This is a genomic window from Escherichia sp. WS2035 (assembly GCF_046487065.1).
Taxonomy (GTDB): Bacteria; Pseudomonadota; Gammaproteobacteria; order Enterobacterales; family Enterobacteriaceae; genus Escherichia; species Escherichia coli.
Map to the genome: position 1 here is coordinate 109735 of NZ_JBJQKD010000011.1, position 19423 is coordinate 129157.

The window sequence follows — 19423 nt, forward strand, 5'->3', positions numbered from 1 at the left end:
GACCAGCAGGCCTTTTTTGAGGAAAAACCACAATTTTAAAAGGGGATTGAAAGATAAATGGTGTATTAGCAATGCATCTCTTGATAATGCACATCTTGTTGGTAAATTTATTGAAATTATAATGTTAATAAAATGAGTGGTAATTTTCTTGTTAGCGTAGATAAATTTCCTGTTTTTGAAGTGGAGTTCCTCATTTAAAGCCATTGATAAAAATGTTCTAAAACGCTGGACAGACAGAAATTAATCAGGCTATTTTCAAAACAGCCACCATCGTGGCAGCGTCGCTCGGACGGTCCGGGCGCTAACGTTAATCTGAGGAAATTATGGCTGACACTCGCCCTGAACGTCGCTTTACGCGCATTGATCGTCTCCCGCCCTACGTTTTTAACATTACCGCTGAACTGAAAATGGCTGCGCGTCGGCGCGGCGAAGATATTATCGATTTCAGTATGGGTAACCCGGACGGTGCGACTCCGCCGCATATCGTCGAAAAATTATGTACGGTGGCCCAGCGCCCGGACACGCATGGTTACTCCACTTCACGCGGCATTCCGCGGTTACGTCGCGCCATTTCCCGCTGGTATCAGGATCGCTACGACGTTGAAATCGACCCGGAATCAGAAGCCATCGTCACTATTGGTTCGAAAGAGGGGCTGGCGCACCTGATGCTGGCGACGCTGGATCATGGTGACACAGTGCTGGTGCCGAATCCAAGCTACCCCATTCATATTTACGGCGCGGTGATTGCCGGGGCGCAGGTACGCTCAGTGCCGCTGGTGGAAGGTGTCGACTTCTTCAATGAACTGGAGCGCGCCATTCGTGAAAGTTATCCGAAACCGAAGATGATGATCCTCGGCTTCCCGTCAAACCCAACCGCGCAATGCGTGGAACTGGAATTCTTTGAGAAGGTTGTGGCGCTGGCTAAACGCTACGATGTGCTGGTGGTCCACGACCTGGCCTATGCCGATATCGTCTACGATGGCTGGAAAGCGCCGTCAATCATGCAGGTGCCGGGCGCACGCGACGTGGCGGTCGAGTTCTTTACGCTGTCGAAAAGCTACAACATGGCGGGCTGGCGTATCGGCTTTATGGTCGGTAACAAAACGCTGGTCAGCGCGTTGGCACGTATTAAAAGCTATCACGATTACGGCACCTTTACGCCGTTGCAGGTGGCGGCTATTGCGGCGCTGGAGGGCGATCAACAGTGCGTGCGCGATATTGCCGAACAGTACAAACGCCGCCGCGATGTGCTGGTGAAAGGGCTGCATGAAGCGGGCTGGATGGTCGAAATGCCTAAGGCTTCGATGTATGTCTGGGCGAAAATCCCGGAACCGTATGCTGCCATGGGCTCGCTGGAATTTGCCAAGAAATTGCTTAACGAAGCGAAGGTCTGTGTCTCTCCAGGGATTGGCTTTGGCGACTACGGCGACACGCATGTGCGCTTTGCACTGATTGAAAACCGCGACCGTATTCGTCAGGCGATTCGTGGGATTAAAGCGATGTTCCGTGCCGACGGTTTACTACCCGCCAGCAGCAAACATATTCACGAAAACGCGGAATAAACGCCTTCGCCAGAAATGCAAACAGGAGCCTAATGGCTCCTGTTTTTCATTGCACAGTTTGCTTTTAGATCATCAGGGCAAAAGTACCGGCCCAAACGATGACCATAAAAGAAATGCCCATAAAGAAATATTTCACTTTACATCTCTCCGCGTAATTACTGTTACGCCTGAATGACTTCATTACACCTGATACAGTGAGTTGACACCGGGCAAAACGACCTTAAACGTCCTGTATTTTACCGTGGGCATCATCCCAGAATTCTGAGCTAAACTGCTCGAGACGGCGCTAATGTACGCCTAAAACTGAAACGAGACAAGAGGCATTTTCTTATTTACTTTTAGTAACTTACAGGTGTCTCATATCGGCGACAGTTTAATTTCTGACGGTAATAATTAGATATTCAGCGAAGGAAAAAACCTTAAGAAAAAAAGCCATAAAAACCATGAGGTTATTATGGCTGATTTGAGGAGGGAAAGAGTGAGAGCCGTTTGTTAAATGTATAACGACGATTCACCCACCGGGCGCGTTTTAAAGCGACGGTGTATCCAGAGGTACTGCTCCGGTGCGCGCATGATCTCTTTCTCGATAATCTTGTTCATATAGGCAGCGGCTTGATTTTCATCTGTCGGGTAGCCTTCCATCTCTGGGGTGATGTACAAACGATATCCGCTGTAATCCGCTTTTCTTACCATCGTTACGGTCAACATGGCTGCGCCAGAGAGACGAGAGAGGACATAGGTGCCATTGGTTGTGGCGACATTTTCCACCGCAAAGAACGGCGCGAAGGAGCTGCCTTTACGACCATAATCCTGATCGGGAGCAAACCATACCGCTTCACCTTTCTTCAGTGCACTGACAATGCCGCGCAGATTATTTCTGCCGATCATCGCTTTGTTAGAGCGCATGCGACCACGGGTCTGGACCCATTCCATCAGCTGATTATTATGCGGGCGATAGGTGGCCATCATTGGTTGGCAAAGTCCCATCACCCGACCGCCCAGTTCCAGCGACATAAAATGGACGCCGACAACCATTACGCCGCGATTTTGCATTTGTGCGCGTTTAAGGTTATCCAGCCCTTCCACATCAAACCATTTACGTACGCGACTGTCGGGCCAGAACCACGCCATGCCGGTTTCTACCAGCGCCATGCCGAGTGAACGAAAGTTTTCGGCAATCATCTTCTCGCGCTCTTCCGCAGAATGCTGCGGGAAACAAAGTTCCAGGTTTTTACGGGCGATAGATTCACGACGTTTCAGGAATGGTCGCGCCATTGTGCCGATACGCGTGCCGAGAAAGCAGAGAACAGGATAAGGAAGCTGTACCCAAAGCCAGAGTACACCAAGCCCAAACCACGTGAGCCAGTAGCGAGGATGCAGAAACTCGCGGGAAAATTTGCATTTTGGAAACATAGTTACCTTCTGTAGATACGAATTGTTGTATCGCAGAAGATTCCATGTCGACAGCGGTACACTCAATTGATTAGGCCATCATGTACGACAATGGTTCCTGTAAAGAGTGTAAAGACTAGTCAGGACATAACCACGAGGAGCATGAATGCGGTATCTGTACTTTATCACTCGCTGACTGCTTTCAGCTACTGATTATTAATCGTGCAAAGTAAATATTTTTCCGTACGTAACAGTCTTGCATTTAACATGCTGTTTTGATTGATGCTTAGCAAAAATTGCCAGAGGTTAAGGATTGTCTTACTATTAAAGTGACTGAAGTTACAGGTTTTTTAGCGCGGCAGGAGGTTGAGCTATGATTTATTTATGGATGTTTCTCGCCCTGTGTATTGTCTGCGTAAGCGGATACATCGGTCAGGTACTGAACATGGTATCGGCGATCTCTTCTTTCTTCGGCATGGTGATCCTCGCTGCACTCATTTATTACTTCACCATGTGGTTAACTGGCGGTAATGAACTGGTGACGGGGATATTTATGTTTCTTGCCCCGGCTTGTGGCTTGATGATTCGCTTTATGGTGGGGTATGGCAGGCGATAGTGGGTCAGGATGGCTCATTTGGGCAGGTGTTCACATCAGCATCAGACATGATTGTTCACCTGCCAGGTGACAGACGCTATCGCAAAGGATGAATGAGATAATTCGCCTTTGTCGGATAAGTAGGCGTGATGTCTTCTGTGAGGTTTAATGGTGGTGCATCTTCTCTCATCTTAAACAAAATCGCCTGTGATGGCTGAAGTTTTGTAGAATGCGTTGTCGTCATCACTGACGTTTTTTCTGTCTCTTTATAGCTCGCCTCACTACCACCACCAGAAATAGAAAATGCAAAAACATTGCATGCCATAATAGAGACAAATAAAAATAAGCTAAAAAGCATTAAGTTTACTTTCATAGAAAATATCCTGAAAATGGTTCACTGAAAACCTACGATGTTATGGCTGTATTTATATTTAATTAATCAGTATTTACATCGATATAATAAATGACATATCTTTGTGGTATATAAGAATAGTTCTCTGCGACAGGAAGCAGATTCCTACAACTGTAAGACTAAAAGCGGCTTTGCGATAATAACTACAGTTGTAAGATAACCCTTTCAAAATGACCGTTGCTCTCTGATTTCTCATTTCATGCTCACCCAATATGATGGCGGCGTTTTCTAAAACTGTTAAAGAATGAGGTAAGTATGAAACGTTTAATTATGGCTACGATGGTCACAGCAATTCTGGCATCTTCAACTGTATGGGCTGCTGATAATGCACCGGTAGCGGCACAACAGCAAACTCAGCAAGTTAAGCAAACCCAGAAAACGGCAGCAGCAGAGCGTATCTCTGAACAAGGTTTATATGCGATGCGTGACGTGCAGGTAGCGCGCCTGGCTCTGTTTCATGGCGATCCAGAAAAGGCAAAAGAACTGACCAATGAAGCTTCCGCTTTGCTGTCAGATGATAGTACCGAATGGGCAAAGTTCGCTAAGCCAGGTAAAAAGACCAACGTCAATGATGACCAATATATTGTCATTAATGCATCTGTCGGAATTTCTGAGAGTTATGTAGCGACACCCGAAAAAGAAGCCGCGATAAAAATTGCCAACGAAAAAATGGCGAAAGGGGATAAAAAGGGCGCAATGGAAGAGCTGCGCCTGGCCGGTGTTGGCGTAATGGAAAACCAATATCTGATGCCGCTCAAACAGACTCGTAATGCACTTGCTGATGCGCAGAAACTGCTTGATAAAAAGCAATACTACGAGGCAAACCTGGCGCTTAAAGGTGCGGAAGATGGAATCATCGTTGATAGCGAAGCACTGTTTGTGAACTAAACCTGACAGGCAATATATTGAGGTAAAGGATTTAACTCCCTCCAGCCGACAATTTTTTATGACCACAATACGACAGGTTGTGGTCATAAAATTATTTGGCGCTCGCGGTTCTATATACTCGCATTTTATCTTCCTCAAAGTAAACCGCAATAATCCCATATTATCACAAATCATTTATTATGTTATATTTTATGGTACGCTTTAAATAGTGTAATCATAACCTTACTTGTAAATCACTGACACTTCTTACAGTTGTAAGAATAACATCACAAATGTCGCGGCTCTCTCTGATTACCGCGAACCAATATTTATTATATTCTTCTTTTCGTCCTCACTACTTACCATGCAGAAAGGAATTGGAAGTAGCGATGAAATGATTTTCAGCACTTGATACAGGAATTTAAAAATATCGAGTGCAGCTACGACGATATTTTGCAGATTATTTATAGAGGCGTTATGCCTTAAATAAACGCTAAATTAACACATATTTAATTAACTAATAGGTATTGCTATGTCAACTCCACTTCAAGGAATTAAAGTTCTCGATTTCACCGGTGTGCAATCTGGCCCATCTTGTACTCAAATGCTGGCCTGGTTTGGCGCTGACGTCATTAAAATTGAACGTCCCGGCGTTGGTGACGTAACGCGCCACCAGCTGCGAGATATTCCTGATATCGATGCGCTTTACTTCACCATGCTTAACAGTAACAAACGTTCTATTGAATTAAATACCAAAACAGCGGAAGGCAAAGAGGTAATGGAAAAGCTGATCCGCGAAGCTGATATCTTAGTCGAGAACTTTCATCCAGGGGCCATTGATCATATGGGCTTCACCTGGGAGCATATTCAAGAAATCAATCCACGTCTGATTTTTGGTTCGATCAAAGGGTTTGATGAGTGTTCGCCTTATGTGAATGTAAAAGCCTATGAAAACGTTGCTCAGGCAGCGGGTGGCGCGGCATCTACTACAGGTTTTTGGGACGGTCCGCCGCTGGTAAGCGCTGCAGCGTTGGGTGACAGCAACACCGGAATGCATTTGCTGATCGGTTTACTTGCTGCTTTGCTGCATCGCGAAAAAACGGGGCGTGGGCAACGAGTGACCATGTCAATGCAGGATGCCGTGTTGAACCTTTGCCGCGTGAAATTACGCGACCAGCAGCGTCTCGATAAATTGGGTTATCTGGAAGAATACCCGCAGTATCCGAATGGCACATTTGGTGATGCAGTTCCCCGCGGTGGTAATGCGGGTGGTGGTGGTCAGCCTGGCTGGATCCTGAAATGTAAAGGCTGGGAAACCGATCCTAACGCCTATATTTATTTCACTATTCAGGAGCAAAACTGGGAAAACACCTGTAAAGCCATCGGCAAACCAGAATGGATTACCGATCCGGCATACAGTACAGCCCATGCCCGACAGCCACATATTTTCGATATTTTTGCTGAAATCGAAAAATACACTGTCACTATTGATAAACATGAAGCTGTGGCCTATTTGACTCAGTTTGATATTCCTTGCGCACCGGTTTTAAGTATGAAAGAAATTTCACTTGATCCCTCTTTGCGCCAAAGTGGCAGTGTTGTCGAAGTGGAACAACCGTTGCGTGGAAAATATCTGACAGTTGGTTGTCCAATGAAATTCTCTGCCTTTACGCCGGATATTAAAGCTGCGCCGCTATTAGGTGAACATACCGCTGCTGTATTGCAGGAGCTGGGTTATAGCGACGATGAAATTGCTGCAATGAAGCAAAACCACGCCATCTGATATTAACGGGGGCTTCTGGCTCCCAATTTATAAAAATTTCGAGGTTATTAATCATGTCAGATCAACTTCAAATGACAGATGGTATGCATATCATCGTTGAAGCATTAAAACAGAATAATATTGACACTATTTATGGTGTTGTAGGTATTCCTGTGACGGATATGGCGCGCCATGCCCAGGCGGAAGGCATTCGTTATATTGGTTTTCGTCATGAGCAGTCGGCAGGTTATGCCGCTGCAGCAAGCGGTTTTCTTACCCAAAAACCAGGGATCTGCCTGACAGTGTCTGCGCCAGGATTCCTCAACGGTTTGACCGCATTGGCCAATGCAACGGTAAATGGTTTTCCGATGATCATGATTAGCGGCTCCAGCGACCGCGCGATCGTCGATCTCCAGCAAGGTGATTATGAAGAGCTGGACCAAATGAATGCGGCAAAACCGTATGCCAAAGCAGCATTTCGCGTTAATCAGCCGCAGGATCTTGGCATTGCATTGGCACGCGCTATCCGGGTCTCAGTATCGGGTCGTCCTGGCGGTGTTTATCTTGATTTGCCAGCAAATGTCCTGGCCGCGACGATGGAAAAAGACGAAGCGTTAACCACGATTGTTAAAGTTGAAAATCCGTCGCCAGCATTATTGCCATGCCCGAAGTCAGTCACTAGCGCAATTTCGCTTTTAGCAAAAGCTGAACGACCATTAATTATTCTTGGCAAAGGCGCGGCGTATTCACAATCTGATGAACAGCTTCGTGAATTTATTGAAAGTGCCCAGATTCCATTCCTGCCAATGTCTATGGCGAAAGGGATCCTCGAAGATACGCATCCACTCTCTGCGGCAGCTGCGCGTTCGTTTGCCCTGGCAAATGCTGACGTTGTCATGCTTGTTGGTGCACGACTGAATTGGTTACTGGCACACGGTAAAAAAGGATGGGCGGCAGATACACAGTTTATTCAACTGGATATTGAACCGCAGGAAATTGACAGCAACCGCCCCATTGCTGTGCCAGTCGTTGGCGATATTGCATCCAGTATGCAAGGTATGCTGGCAGAATTGAAACAAAACACATTTACGACTCCACTGGTGTGGCGTGATATTTTAAATATCCACAAGCAGCAAAATGCACAAAAAATGCATGAAAAGTTAAGTACAGATACCCAACCATTAAATTACTTTAATGCATTGAGTGCCGTGCGCGATGTTTTGCGCGAGAACCAGGATATTTATTTAGTTAATGAAGGGGCAAATACCCTGGATAATGCACGAAATATTATTGATATGTATAAACCACGTCGTCGTCTGGATTGTGGCACCTGGGGTGTCATGGGCATCGGTATGGGCTATGCCATCGGTGCTAGCGTGACCTCTGGTTCTCCGGTTGTCGCTATTGAAGGTGATAGTGCTTTTGGTTTCAGTGGGATGGAGATTGAAACGATTTGTCGATATAACCTGCCGGTGACGATCGTTATTTTTAATAATGGCGGCATCTACAGAGGAGACGGTGTTGACCTCAGCGGCGCTGGTGCACCATCGCCAACGGATCTGTTGCACCATGCAAGGTATGACAAATTAATGGATGCGTTTCGTGGCGTTGGCTATAACGTCACCACGACAGATGAACTTCGTCATGCTTTAACCACCGGAATTCAGTCGCGCAAACCGACCATTATTAATGTGGTCATCGACCCAGCAGCAGGAACTGAAAGTGGCCATATTACCAAACTTAACCCAAAACAAGTCGCTGGTAATTAAATACTGACATCGTCTCCTCTTGCCAACTTATTATGCGATGGTGAGGGGACCCTTATCGGAAATACTATTATGCTAACATTTTTTATTGGCGATTTATTGCCTATTATCGTAATCATGCTGTTGGGTTATTTTAGCGGCAGACGAGAAACTTTTTCAGAAGATCAAGCCCGGGCATTTAATAAACTGGTATTAAACTACGCTCTTCCTGCGGCTCTATTTGTTTCTATTACCAGGGCAAACAGGGAAATGATTTTTGCGGACACTCGCCTGACCCTTGTATCACTTGTGGTTATTGTCGGATGTTTCTTTTTCTCCTGGTTCGGTTGCTACAAATTTTTTAAACGTACCCATGCAGAAGCAGCAGTATGTGCATTAATTGCAGGTTCACCTACCATTGGATTCCTGGGGTTTGCAGTTCTCGATCCTATTTATGGTGATTCCGTATCAACAGGTTTAGTGGTAGCAATTATTTCTATTATTGTTAACGCAATTACTATTCCTATTGGTCTGTATTTGCTGAATCCTTCCTCAGGAGCGGATGGTAAGAAGAATAGTAATCTGAGCGCATTAATTTCTGCGGCAAAGGAGCCAGTAGTATGGGCACCTGTTCTGGCAACGATCCTGGTGCTGGTTGGGGTAAAAATTCCGGCAGCATGGGACCCAACCTTTAATCTGATTGCGAAGGCTAACTCAGGGGTAGCGGTATTCGCTGCGGGGTTGACTCTGGCTGCACATAAATTCGAGTTCAGTGCCGAAATTGCTTATAACACTTTCCTGAAGCTGATTCTGATGCCACTGGCGCTGCTTCTCGTCGGTATGGCATGTCATTTGAATAGCGAACATTTGCAGATGATGGTACTGGCAGGCGCATTACCGCCGGCATTCTCCGGAATCATTATTGCCAGCCGGTTTAATGTCTACACCCGTACTGGTACAGCGTCATTGGCTGTGAGCGTACTGGGTTTTGTCGTCACGGCTCCTTTGTGGATTTATGTCAGTCGACTGGTTTCATAATTTATCATGTTATTGATTTTACATAAATGCCGAAGTGTCTTTTCACCTTCGGCTTTTTTCAAGGCATAAGCAAATGACAAATAATGAATGCAAAGGGCCGTTTGAAGGCTTATTAGTTATCGATATGACGCATGTCCTTAATGGGCCTTTCGGAACTCAACTTCTTTGTAATATGGGCGCAAGGGTAATTAAAGTTGAGCCACCGGGTCATGGTGATGATACCCGCACATTTGGTCCCTATGTGGATGGACAGTCACTCTATTACAGTTTTATTAATCATGGCAAAGAGAGTGTGGTTCTTGATTTAAAGAATGATCACGATAAAAGTATATTTATAAATATGCTTAAACAAGCTGATGTATTAGCTGAGAATTTTCGCCCAGGTACAATGGAAAAACTCGGGTTTTCATGGGAAAGGTTACAAGAAATCAACCCGCGCCTTATATATGCTTCATCGTCAGGTTTCGGACATACCGGTCCGCTAAAAGATGCTCCTGCCTACGATACCATCATTCAGGCAATGAGCGGGATAATGATGGAAACAGGATACCCTGATGCTCCGCCAGTGCGCGTTGGTACCTCTCTTGCGGATCTCTGTGGCGGTGTTTATTTATTCAGTGGAATAGTGAGTGCACTTTATGGCCGCGAAAAGAGCCAGAGAGGGGCGCATGTCGATATAGCGATGTTTGATGCCACTCTGAGTTTTCTGGAGCATGGACTGATGGCATATATCGCGACTGGGAAGTCACCACAACGCCTGGGAAATCGCCATCCCTACATGGCACCTTTTGATGTTTTCGATACTCAGGATAAGCCGATTACGATTTGTTGTGGTAATGACAAGCTTTTTTCTGCGTTATGCCAGGCACTGGAGCTTACGGAACTGGTTAATGATCCCCGATTTAGCAGCAATATTTTACGCGTACATAACCAGGCTATTCTTAAAGAATATATTGAGCGGACGTTAAAAACGCAGGTAGCTGAAGTTTGGTTAGCCAGAATACATGAAGTTGGTGTGCCCGTCGCGCCGTTATTAAGTGTGGCTGAGGCCATTAATTTACCACAAACTCAGGCGAGAAATATGTTGATTGAAGCCGGGGGAATAATGATGCCGGGTAATCCGATAAAAATCAGCGGCTGCGCGGACCCGCATGTTATGCCGGGAGCGGCAACGCTCGACCAGCATGGGGAACAAATTCGCCAGGAGTTCTCATCATAAATGTAAGATGTGCTGGTAAATAGCTCCCACATTTGAACATTGTGGGAGCCGCTATTTAGTCATTTTGCTGACAGAAAACAGTAATCTCCTGGTCCAGCTCTGCAATGTGTTCTTTTACAGAGTTCAGCAACTGAAGAATTTCAGGCTTACTGTCATCTGAAACAGGTGTTATTTCTAACTGGTGGCTAATATTAATCAACTTTTGCAAATTCAGGATGTTAGCCGCACCGTGGATGCGATGAATACACTGATGGAAAGTTCTGTTATCGCCAGCTTCTAGTGCATGAAACGCAGCGGGTAGATCTTTATGCGTTTCATGCTGGAAAGTCATGAGAATCTCCTGCATCAGTTGTAGATCATTCGCCGTATTATTCTTCAGGGCCTCGATATCAAGGTGGCGATACTGAGGTGCAATATGCGCAACCTGGTGTAACTGACTTAAATGTGTTTTCAGTACATCCAGAGTCAACGGTTTGAACAAACATAAGTTCATGCCGCAATTTAACCCTTTTTCACGTTCGTTAGCCTGTGCGTTGGCTGTAAGCCCCCAGATGGGTAAGGAAGAATTTTGCTCACGGAGTTTGCGAGTCAACTCAAAACCATCCATATTCGGCATATTAACGTCAGTAATAAGCAGATCATAATGTTGCATACTGATTTTGTGTAGCGCTTGCACACCATCAGTGGCTTCATCAACATCATATCCTAATAGATTTAGCTGGCGTTTGAGTAATAGCCTGTTGGTCGGATGATCATCCGCGATTAATATGCTCAACTTTTCAGGTAGTGTTATAGGTTGTTCTGCTTTTGCCTCGACAGCCGCCACTTGTTGGGTAATTTCTACCGGGATTGTGATCGTAAATATCGTTCCTATGCCTGGATGACTTTCTAATGACAAATCGCCCTGCATGTTTTTAATTAATTCTTTGCAGATCATTAAGCCTAAACCAGAACCTGTTTGCTGACGACCTGCACTTGTTTGGCTATAGCGTTTAAACAGTTGTTGTTGTTCTTCCTGCGATAATCCACTTCCAGAATCCATAATCGTCATTTTGATAACAGCGTGGTTGTCATCAATGTGACCCAGGGAGGTCGTAATTTTTACTGCCCCCTCGGTAGTAAATTTGAGAGCATTACTCAGTAAATTAGATAAGACCTGCTTAAACGCCTGAGGGTCGATCTTAACCAGGTAGCGTTCAGGAAGCGTACTGCTGCAACTTAATGCGATCGATTTGCTTGCAGCAATCGCAGCGAAAGAGTGACAAGTGTTCTGGACTAAAGTAGGGATATCGACCCATTGTGGTTGAAGTTGATAGTTACCCGATTCAATTTTGTCGACATCAAGGATTTCACCAATTAAGCCGAGGAGTGATTGTCCGGTGGCGTAGGCAAGTGAAATCGCCTCCACCCGTTGTTCCTTGCTAAGACCAGAACCCGACAGAAGTTCCAGGAAGCCCATAATGGAGCTTATTGGTGTTCTTATTTCGTGACTCATTGTTGCCAGAAACTGGCTTTTTGCGACAGTTGCATTGATCGCTTTATTTCTCTCTACTTCGAGTGCATGAATTAAATCACGCGTCTCGGTAATATCTTGCCAACCACAAATATAAACAGCATGTTCGCTTGCTGGCAGATTACATAAGGTATGCCAGTGATTAATGCATCTTTTCTCGATGCCATTATCAATTTCAAATACCTGTGTGTATATTTTTCGGTTTTCTTTCGTTTCTGCTGTGACTTCATGCGTATTAGAAAAAACATCTTTAAAGGGGGATTCACTGTTTTCTAATGGTAACATTGCATTTTTATAGTAATCAGCAGTGAAATAATGTTCAAATGCACTATTGTGACTAATGACATTACCTTGCCAGTTTACAACATAAGTTGGATTAGGTAAGGAATCCGAGAGCGCTTTCCGGAATGATATTTGGTTTTCTAAATCACCCTGAATAACTTTACGACGACGAACTGAGCGTAACAGGTAGAATCCCCATAAAAGGCTACTGCCAACTAATAAAACGGATAATGTCGTAACAATATAAAATTGCTCGCTATAGAGGTCCCATGTGTCAATGGTCACATTGGGCATTTTAATCCATTTTTCGGTCAGGCGCAGAACTTCGCTTGGGGGAATTGCATTCAGTGCTTTATTAATAATATCCTTAAGTTCCGGTTCTCCGCGAGGAAAAGCGAACGAAAGTGATGCATTCTGAACGCCGGGAATAAGAAAATGATAAAGTTCATTAGGATAGTAATGGTCGATCATGTAACGCGAATTTAACTGTGTCGCGACCAGAGCATCAAGTTCACCTTCCTTGACCTTGTGAAATGCAGCGCTGGCGTTATCGACTTTTATCCACTCTACCTCCGGATACATCTCTTTTAATTGCGAATGAAGCTCATAATAATATGGAATGGCAACTTTCATTCCTTTTTTTAATGTTTGTTCACTGTCAGGCGCTTTTTGCATGACAAAAACGTAAGGCGTTGTTATGAAGACTTCAGCAAATGAAACATTATTTTCTCGATCTTCACTATAAATAGCGGCGGGCAATATATCCCATCCACCGGGGTTAAGCTGTGTCCCAGCATGAATATTGTGTGAAACGGTGATCGGAGAAAAATTTAAACCTGTTTGCAAGGTAATAATATTAAGAATATCACCCATCACGCCCCGAACTGAGCCAGTTTCATCTGTCATAGAATAGGGTGGCGAGTAAGGATTTTCCAGCACCTTTAAATCGGGATGCTGCTTAATCCACTGTTTTTCATGTTCAGTGAGTTCTAATGGTTTGTTCAGAAAGGCCAGGTTTCCTGTATCAAGCCAATTTTGTGATACTTCATAGCGAACTTCATTTGTTAAAGCATCAACAAATCGATTGAGTACTTCATTAAGAACGATTGAATCTTTTCTGGTTAATAAAAAGTTATATTGACGCGGTGAGTTATAATACTTCACTACATTTAAGGAGTGAGTAAAATAACGGGAAATCATACTGCTGGTAATGATGTTACTACCAATAAAGTAATCATTCTGTCCGGCTGAGACGGATGCTAATGCCTGATATAAATTTGTAAAAGAGATAATTGTTGCTTTTGGAAATGATTGATGAATTACCTCGTCTGGGGGATAATTTGCTACTCGAGCAATATTTACTGGTTTTGATGAGGTAAGCGGTCGCATTGAATCGTGAAGGGTAGTGACCAGCGCCGGAAAGGTAATTATCAGAGGATTAGTTGCAGCAATGTCATCATTAAGAGGCGGCGAAGCAACTAAATGTGATAACACTATATCAACTTCACCGTCTTCCAGCGCGTCCATTGCTTTTTGATGATCTGCGTATTCCCGGAGTGTTAATTTGATATTTAACGCTCTTTTTAAAAGATTTAAATAATCAGCATTAATACCACGAATCCGTTGCTGCGAATCGGTATGCAACAACGTAGCTGTTTGGGACTTGTGTACTGCAATCACAAGATTTTTTTTGCTCGCTAGCCAACGTAATTCCTTGTTGCTCAGACGTAGTGGATCAAGTGTGACACGGTTGTTACTACTGATGCCACGATATTCGATGTAATCTCCGTCTGCGAAACTTATGGTCGACCAAAGACCACAACAGAGAAGAAAAATATAGGGTAAAAACTTCATGTGGTTAGCCGATTTTGTTACGTTGTGCGAATGTGTAAAGATCCATCAGTGATTTGCATTCTAATTTTTCCATCAAGCGACTTTTATAAGTGCTGACAGTTTTGTTGCTGATGAACATTTTTTCAGCAATGTCATTATTATCCTTGCCATCAAGAATATACCGCATGACACTAATTTCTTGTTTCGATAAGGAGTCGAGTTTTTGCTGGTCGGACGTTAAACTTCCAACAAACCGGTTGAGAGAGAAGGGGAAATAGCAGTAGCCATTTTTTGCAGCTTCAATAGCTGCAATGATATTGTTCATGCCTTCTTTTTTACTCACGAAACCATTAGCGCCAGCATCAGCACAATGTTTCCCGTAAAAATGGTCATTTTTAGCGGAGACAATAATAATAATTCCGCTATATTGGCGCTTTCTCAGCGTTTCTAACACCTGGATACCGTTAACTCCGGGGATATCGACATCAATGATGACGATATCAGGCTTAAGTGTTTCCACCCGCTGAACGGCGCTTCCGCCTTCAGTCAACTCTGCTAAGATTTCAATATCGTTTTTGATCAATAAATTACGAATTGCTGCGATAGCAAGAGGATGGTCATCAATAATTATTGCGTTCATAGATTATTCCCTTTGCAATGAAGCATTTCCCTTCTCCCTGTAGTAATACAGACATAAGGTATCATCTCATTTTCTCAATAAAAATAAGAAAATTTGAGCTTCCTTTAAGATAATTCGACAAGTATACCATATAAATAGTCGGCATAAATAAAATGTCAACAATAAAATCAGGGATGATACCGATGATTTATAGTTTCAAATGAGCACTATAAGTTTTCTCACTAATCCTACAGGCGTAAGAATTGTATTGCAAAAGCCGCGGTTTAGTCCTCTGTTGTTTTTTTTGCACCTCATTTAAATTAGCCCTCCAACGTTCCTGGGATAATGTGCAAAACATGCACTGTGTTTGATATGAGGAATGAATACTCTTTTCATTCAATTCATAAATTTCATCTATGCGAAATGAGAGATAATAGTGGAACAGATTAATTCAAATAAAAAACATTCTGACAGAAGAAAATATTTTGCTTTGTTAGCGGTAGTTTTATTTATTGCGCTTTCAGGTGCCTATGCCTATTGGTCAATGGAATTAAAAGACATGATTAGTACAGATGACGCCTATGTCACGGGAAATGCAGATCCAATTTCTGCACAAGTCTCAGGCAGTGTCACTGTCGTTAATCATAAAGATACGAACTACGTTCGACAAGGTGACATTTTAGTTTCACTGGATAAAACTGATGCCACTATCGCACTCAATAAAGCTAAAAATAATCTGGCAAATATTGTTCGGCAAACGAATAAACTATACTTACAGGATAAACAATACAGTGCCGAAGTCGCTTCAGCACGTATTCAGTATCAACAATCTTTAGAAGATTATAACCGTCGTGTGCCTTTAGCGAAGCAAGGGGTTATTTCAAAAGAAGCGCTGGAGCATACCAAAGATACGTTAATAAGTAGCAAAGCGGCATTGAATGCTGCTATCCAGGCTTATAAAGCGAATAAAGCTTTAGTAATGAACACACCATTAAACCGTCAGCCACAAGTCATTGAAGCTGCAGATGCAACCAAAGAAGCCTGGTTGGCGCTTAAACGTACGGATATTAAGAGTCCGGTTACCGGTTATATTGCCCAGAGAAGTGTTCAGGTCGGCGAAACAGTGAGTCCCGGACAATCGTTAATGGCTGTCGTACCGGCGCGTCAAATGTGGGTTAATGCCAACTTTAAAGAAACACAACTCACGGATGTACGGATTGGTCAATCGGTCAATATTATCAGCGATCTTTATGGTGAAAATGTTGTGTTTCATGGTCGGGTGACAGGGATCAATATGGGAACCGGCAATGCGTTCTCCTTATTACCTGCACAAAATGCGACAGGGAACTGGATCAAAATCGTTCAGCGTGTACCGGTTGAAGTTTCTCTGGATCCAAAAGAACTCATGGAACACCCTTTGCGCATTGGTTTATCGATGACTGCAACTATTGATACGAAGAATGAAGACATTGCCGAGATGCCCGATCTGGCTTCAACCGTGACGTCCATGCCTGCTTATACCAGTAAGGCTTTAGTTATCGATACCAGTCCGATAGAAAAAGAAATTAGCAACATTATTTCGCATAATGGACAACTTTAATGGCAATCACTAAATCAACTCCTGCACCATTAACCGGTGGGACGTTATGGTGCGTCACTATTGCATTGTCATTAGCGACGTTTATGCAAATGTTGGATTCCACTATTTCTAACGTCGCAATACCGACAATATCTGGCTTTCTGGGAGCATCAACAGACGAAGGTACCTGGGTTATCACCTCGTTTGGCGTAGCAAATGCCATTGCGATCCCTGTTACCAGCAGGCTGGCACAAAGAATAGGCGAATTAAGGTTATTTTTACTTTCAGTAACCTTTTTTTCGCTGTCTTCATTAATGTGTAGTTTATCGACCAATCTTGATGTGCTGATATTTTTTAGAGTCGTTCAGGGGTTAATGGCGGGGCCGTTAATTCCACTGTCACAGAGTTTATTATTAAGGAATTATCCACCAGAAAAAAGAACATTTGCTCTGGCATTATGGTCAATGACCGTGATTATCGCTCCGATATGTGGGCCGATATTGGGCGGCTATATTTGCGATAACTTTAGCTGGGGTTGGATATTTTTAATCAATGTCCCTATGGGGATTATCGTCCTGACATTATGCTTAACCTTACTTAAAGGACGAGAAACTGAGACTTCACCGGTCAAAATGAATCTACCAGGACTGACCCTGTTAGTGCTCGGTGTTGGTGGCTTGCAAATTATGCTTGATAAAGGGCGCGATCTGGATTGGTTCAACTCGAGTACAATAATACTACTAACAGTAGTATCAGTTATTTCTCTGATCTCTTTAGTCATTTGGGAGTCGACCTCAGAGAATCCGATTCTTGACCTCAGTTTGTTTAAGTCCCGTAATTTCACCATTGGTATTGTGAGTATCACATGCGCGTATTTATTTTACTCTGGAGCGATAGTTCTTATGCCGCAGTTACTCCAGGAAACGATGGGGTATAATGCGATATGGGCCGGACTTGCCTATGCGCCCATCGGTATCATGCCGCTATTAATATCACCTTTGATAGGACGTTATGGCAACAAAATTGATATGCGGTTGTTGGTGACATTTAGTTTTTTGATGTATGCGGTTTGCTATTACTGGCGTTCTGTGACATTTATGCCAACGATTGATTTTACAGGCATCATTTTGCCACAGTTTTTTCAGGGATTCGCCGTTGCCTGTTTCTTTTTACCCTTAACAACGATTTCGTTTTCAGGCTTGCCAGATAATAAATTTGCCAATGCCTCGAGTATGAGTAATTTTTTTCGCACCTTGTCAGGATCAGTTGGTACGTCGTTGACAATGACACTGTGGGGACGCCGCGAATCGTTACACCATAGTCAGTTGACAGCAACCATCGATCAATTTAACCCCGTGTTTAATTCATCGTCACAAATTATGGATAAATACTATGGTTCGCTTTCAGGAGTTCTTAATGAAATTAATAATGAAATAACTCAGCAGTCACTTTCTATTTCTGCAAATGAGATTTTCCGTATGGCGGCTATTGCTTTTATCTTACTTACGGTTTTGGTTTGGTTTGCGAAACCGCCGTTTACAGCGAAAGGCGTTGGGTGATGGAAAAAGAGGAGGCTATAGCAGGTAAAACGGCAGAATCTTAAGTCTGCGTCATCGGCAGCATCGCTCACCCAGGGAAAGGATGGTGATGCTGCGTTGAAACGTTATTAACGGCCTTTTGCCAGATATTGATTCATCTCTTCTTCCGGCACCATTCCACCTCCCGTCGCCCACACCAGATGAGTGGCATTACGCAGTTGTTCTGCGCTGAAACCGTGCATCTGTTGGTAACTTACTGATGCGCACACGCGCTGAGGTCCGGCCATACCCGCCAGTGCCGAAGGTTCAAGACGAATACCTTCTTCCTGCGCCAGCCAGCCAAGCATGTCATACATGGTTTGATCGCTAAGGGTATAGAAGCCATCCAGCAGACGCTCCATCGCCCGCCCGACAAAGCCCGATGCGCGACCAACCGCAAGGCCATCGGCAGCGGTAAGGTTGTCGATGCCAATATCCTGAACAGAAATCTGATCGTGTAATCCGGTATGGACGCCTAATAACATACACGGGGAGTGTGTTGGTTCGGCAAAAAAGCAGTGAACATGATCGCCAAACGCCAGTTTAAGTCCGAATGCGACGCCACCAGGACCACCGCCAACACCACACGGCAGATAGACAAATAGAGGGTTATCAGCATCGACGATACGGCCTTGCTGGGCAAATTGCGCTTTAAGACGCTGGCCAGCGACGGAATACCCAAGGAACAACGTGCGGGAATTCTCGTCATCAATAAAGAAACAGTTCGGGTCAGACTGCGATGCTTTACGTCCTTCCTCGACAGCAACACCATAATCTTGCTCATATTCCACGACCGTAACGCCATGGCTGCGCAGTTTCGCTTTTTTCCATGCCCGGGCATCAGCAGACATATGCACTGTCACCTTAAAGCCAATGCGGGCGCTCATAATACCGATTGATAACCCCAGATTTCCGGTTGAGCCCACAGCAATGCTGTATTGGCTAAAGAACTGTTTAAACTCCGGAGAAAGCAGTTTGCTGTAGTCATCTTCAAGCGTCAGCAACCCTGCTTCCAGAGCCAGTTTTTCTGCATGTGCCAGGACTTCATAAATCCCGCCGCGTGCTTTTATGGAGCCGGAAATAGGCAAATGGCTATCTTTTTTCAGTAACAGTTGCCCGCTGATCGGTTGCTGATATTCCTTTTCCAGCCGTTTTTGCATAGCCGGAATGGCAACCAGTTCTGATTCAATAATCCCCCCAGTGGCAGCAGTTTCAGGAAATGCTTTTGCCAGATAGGGGGCAAAACGAGATAAGCGCGCATGGGCGTCCTGAACATCCTGTTCGGTCAGGCCAACATAAGGTAAACCTTCAGCCAATGAGGTCGTGCCAGGATTGAACCAAGTGGTTTCTTTAAGAGCAACCAGATCCTTTACCAACGGATACTGGGCGATGAGCGAATTCATTTTAGCGTTTTCCATAGTACGTCTC

General features: G+C 44.3%; 15 protein-coding genes. 9 read left to right on the forward strand and 6 right to left on the reverse strand.

Annotated elements, in window-relative coordinates:
- The first annotated feature begins 323 nt into the window (after positions 1-323).
- Positions 324-1562 carry an alanine transaminase gene (gene alaC / locus ACJHX4_RS18215; RefSeq protein WP_000785931.1) on the forward strand — a complete coding sequence of 413 codons (1239 nt, stop codon included), beginning with the start codon at positions 324-326 and terminating at the stop codon, positions 1560-1562.
- A gap of 64 nt (positions 1563-1626) precedes the next feature.
- Here the strand turns inward: alaC and ypdK are convergent, their stop codons facing one another.
- Entirely contained in the window at positions 1627-1698 is a 72-nt protein-coding gene (gene ypdK / locus ACJHX4_RS18220) for a membrane protein YpdK (RefSeq protein ID WP_010723117.1), read from the reverse strand.
- 356 nt (positions 1699-2054) lie between these two features.
- Positions 2055-2975 carry a kdo(2)-lipid IV(A) palmitoleoyltransferase gene (gene lpxP / locus ACJHX4_RS18225; RefSeq protein ID WP_000484018.1) on the reverse strand — a complete coding sequence of 307 codons (921 nt, stop codon included), beginning with the start codon at positions 2973-2975 and terminating at the stop codon, positions 2055-2057.
- 352 nt (positions 2976-3327) lie between these two features.
- On the opposite strand from lpxP, the gene ACJHX4_RS18230 reads away from it, so the two are divergent.
- Positions 3328-3570, forward strand: coding sequence for a YfdY family protein (locus tag ACJHX4_RS18230; RefSeq protein ID WP_000639875.1), 243 nt, complete (start codon positions 3328-3330; stop codon positions 3568-3570).
- Positions 3571-3646: 76 nt separating this feature from the next.
- Here the strand turns inward: ACJHX4_RS18230 and ypdI are convergent, their stop codons facing one another.
- Positions 3647-3922 carry a colanic acid biosynthesis lipoprotein YpdI gene (gene ypdI / locus ACJHX4_RS18235; protein WP_000867654.1) on the reverse strand — a complete coding sequence of 92 codons (276 nt, stop codon included), beginning with the start codon at positions 3920-3922 and terminating at the stop codon, positions 3647-3649.
- A 294-nt stretch (positions 3923-4216) separates the two neighbouring features.
- On the opposite strand from ypdI, the gene ACJHX4_RS18240 reads away from it, so the two are divergent.
- The 5 genes from ACJHX4_RS18240 to yfdE all read left to right on the forward strand — a co-directional run bounded on the left by ACJHX4_RS18240 (position 4217) and on the right by yfdE (position 10592).
- A complete protein-coding gene (locus ACJHX4_RS18240; RefSeq protein ID WP_000825598.1) occupies positions 4217-4849 on the forward strand; it encodes a YfdX family protein in 633 nt (210 codons plus the stop codon).
- Between the two features lie 511 nt (positions 4850-5360).
- Complete coding sequence (frc, locus tag ACJHX4_RS18245) at positions 5361-6611, forward strand: formyl-CoA transferase (protein WP_000106759.1); 1251 nt, start codon at positions 5361-5363, stop codon at positions 6609-6611.
- 53 nt (positions 6612-6664) lie between these two features.
- Positions 6665-8359 (forward strand): oxalyl-CoA decarboxylase, encoded by a 1695-nt coding sequence (gene oxc, locus ACJHX4_RS18250; protein ID WP_001283510.1) that lies wholly within the window; start codon positions 6665-6667, stop codon positions 8357-8359.
- Positions 8360-8428: 69 nt separating this feature from the next.
- Positions 8429-9373, forward strand: coding sequence for a transporter YfdV (yfdV, locus tag ACJHX4_RS18255; protein WP_000955028.1), 945 nt, complete (start codon positions 8429-8431; stop codon positions 9371-9373).
- A 73-nt stretch (positions 9374-9446) separates the two neighbouring features.
- Positions 9447-10592: a CoA:oxalate CoA-transferase gene (yfdE, locus tag ACJHX4_RS18260; protein ID WP_001296273.1), complete on the forward strand. Its 1146-nt coding sequence runs from the start codon at positions 9447-9449 to the stop codon at positions 10590-10592.
- Positions 10593-10647: 55 nt separating this feature from the next.
- Here yfdE and evgS read toward each other — a convergent pair whose 3' ends face one another.
- Complete coding sequence (gene evgS / locus ACJHX4_RS18265; protein ID WP_001531852.1) at positions 10648-14241, reverse strand: acid-sensing system histidine kinase EvgS; 3594 nt, start codon at positions 14239-14241, stop codon at positions 10648-10650.
- A gap of 4 nt (positions 14242-14245) precedes the next feature.
- Positions 14246-14860, reverse strand: a complete 615-nt coding sequence (evgA, locus tag ACJHX4_RS18270; RefSeq protein ID WP_000991370.1) for an acid-sensing system DNA-binding response regulator EvgA — start codon at positions 14858-14860, stop codon at positions 14246-14248.
- Between the two features lie 415 nt (positions 14861-15275).
- On the opposite strand from evgA, the gene emrK reads away from it, so the two are divergent.
- Together emrK and emrY are read left to right on the forward strand one after the other, a co-directional pair.
- Positions 15276-16439, forward strand: a complete 1164-nt coding sequence (emrK, locus tag ACJHX4_RS18275; protein WP_000435158.1) for a multidrug efflux MFS transporter periplasmic adaptor subunit EmrK — start codon at positions 15276-15278, stop codon at positions 16437-16439.
- Positions 16439-17977 (forward strand): multidrug efflux MFS transporter permease subunit EmrY, encoded by a 1539-nt coding sequence (gene emrY, locus ACJHX4_RS18280; protein ID WP_410239917.1) that lies wholly within the window; start codon positions 16439-16441, stop codon positions 17975-17977. Before emrK ends, emrY begins: the two co-directional genes overlap by 1 nt.
- A gap of 107 nt (positions 17978-18084) precedes the next feature.
- Here emrY and dsdA read toward each other — a convergent pair whose 3' ends face one another.
- A complete protein-coding gene (gene dsdA, locus ACJHX4_RS18285) occupies positions 18085-19413 on the reverse strand; it encodes a D-serine ammonia-lyase (RefSeq protein ID WP_000426446.1) in 1329 nt (442 codons plus the stop codon).
- Positions 19414-19423 lie beyond the last annotated feature (10 nt).

Coding starts and splice junctions, on each gene's coding strand:
- alaC (WP_000785931.1), top strand. CDS start 324: ATGGCTGACACTCGCCCTGAACGTCGCTTTACGCGCATTGATCGTCTC.
- lpxP (WP_000484018.1), bottom strand. CDS start 2,975: ATGTTTCCAAAATGCAAATTTTCCCGCGAGTTTCTGCATCCTCGCTAC.
- ACJHX4_RS18230 (WP_000639875.1), top strand. CDS start 3,328: ATGATTTATTTATGGATGTTTCTCGCCCTGTGTATTGTCTGCGTAAGC.
- ypdI (WP_000867654.1), bottom strand. CDS start 3,922: ATGAAAGTAAACTTAATGCTTTTTAGCTTATTTTTATTTGTCTCTATT.
- ACJHX4_RS18240 (WP_000825598.1), top strand. CDS start 4,217: ATGAAACGTTTAATTATGGCTACGATGGTCACAGCAATTCTGGCATCT.
- frc (WP_000106759.1), top strand. CDS start 5,361: ATGTCAACTCCACTTCAAGGAATTAAAGTTCTCGATTTCACCGGTGTG.
- oxc (WP_001283510.1), top strand. CDS start 6,665: ATGTCAGATCAACTTCAAATGACAGATGGTATGCATATCATCGTTGAA.
- yfdV (WP_000955028.1), top strand. CDS start 8,429: ATGCTAACATTTTTTATTGGCGATTTATTGCCTATTATCGTAATCATG.
- yfdE (WP_001296273.1), top strand. CDS start 9,447: ATGACAAATAATGAATGCAAAGGGCCGTTTGAAGGCTTATTAGTTATC.
- evgS (WP_001531852.1), bottom strand. CDS start 14,241: ATGAAGTTTTTACCCTATATTTTTCTTCTCTGTTGTGGTCTTTGGTCG.
- evgA (WP_000991370.1), bottom strand. CDS start 14,860: ATGAACGCAATAATTATTGATGACCATCCTCTTGCTATCGCAGCAATT.
- emrY (WP_410239917.1), top strand. CDS start 16,439: ATGGCAATCACTAAATCAACTCCTGCACCATTAACCGGTGGGACGTTA.
- dsdA (WP_000426446.1), bottom strand. CDS start 19,413: ATGGAAAACGCTAAAATGAATTCGCTCATCGCCCAGTATCCGTTGGTA.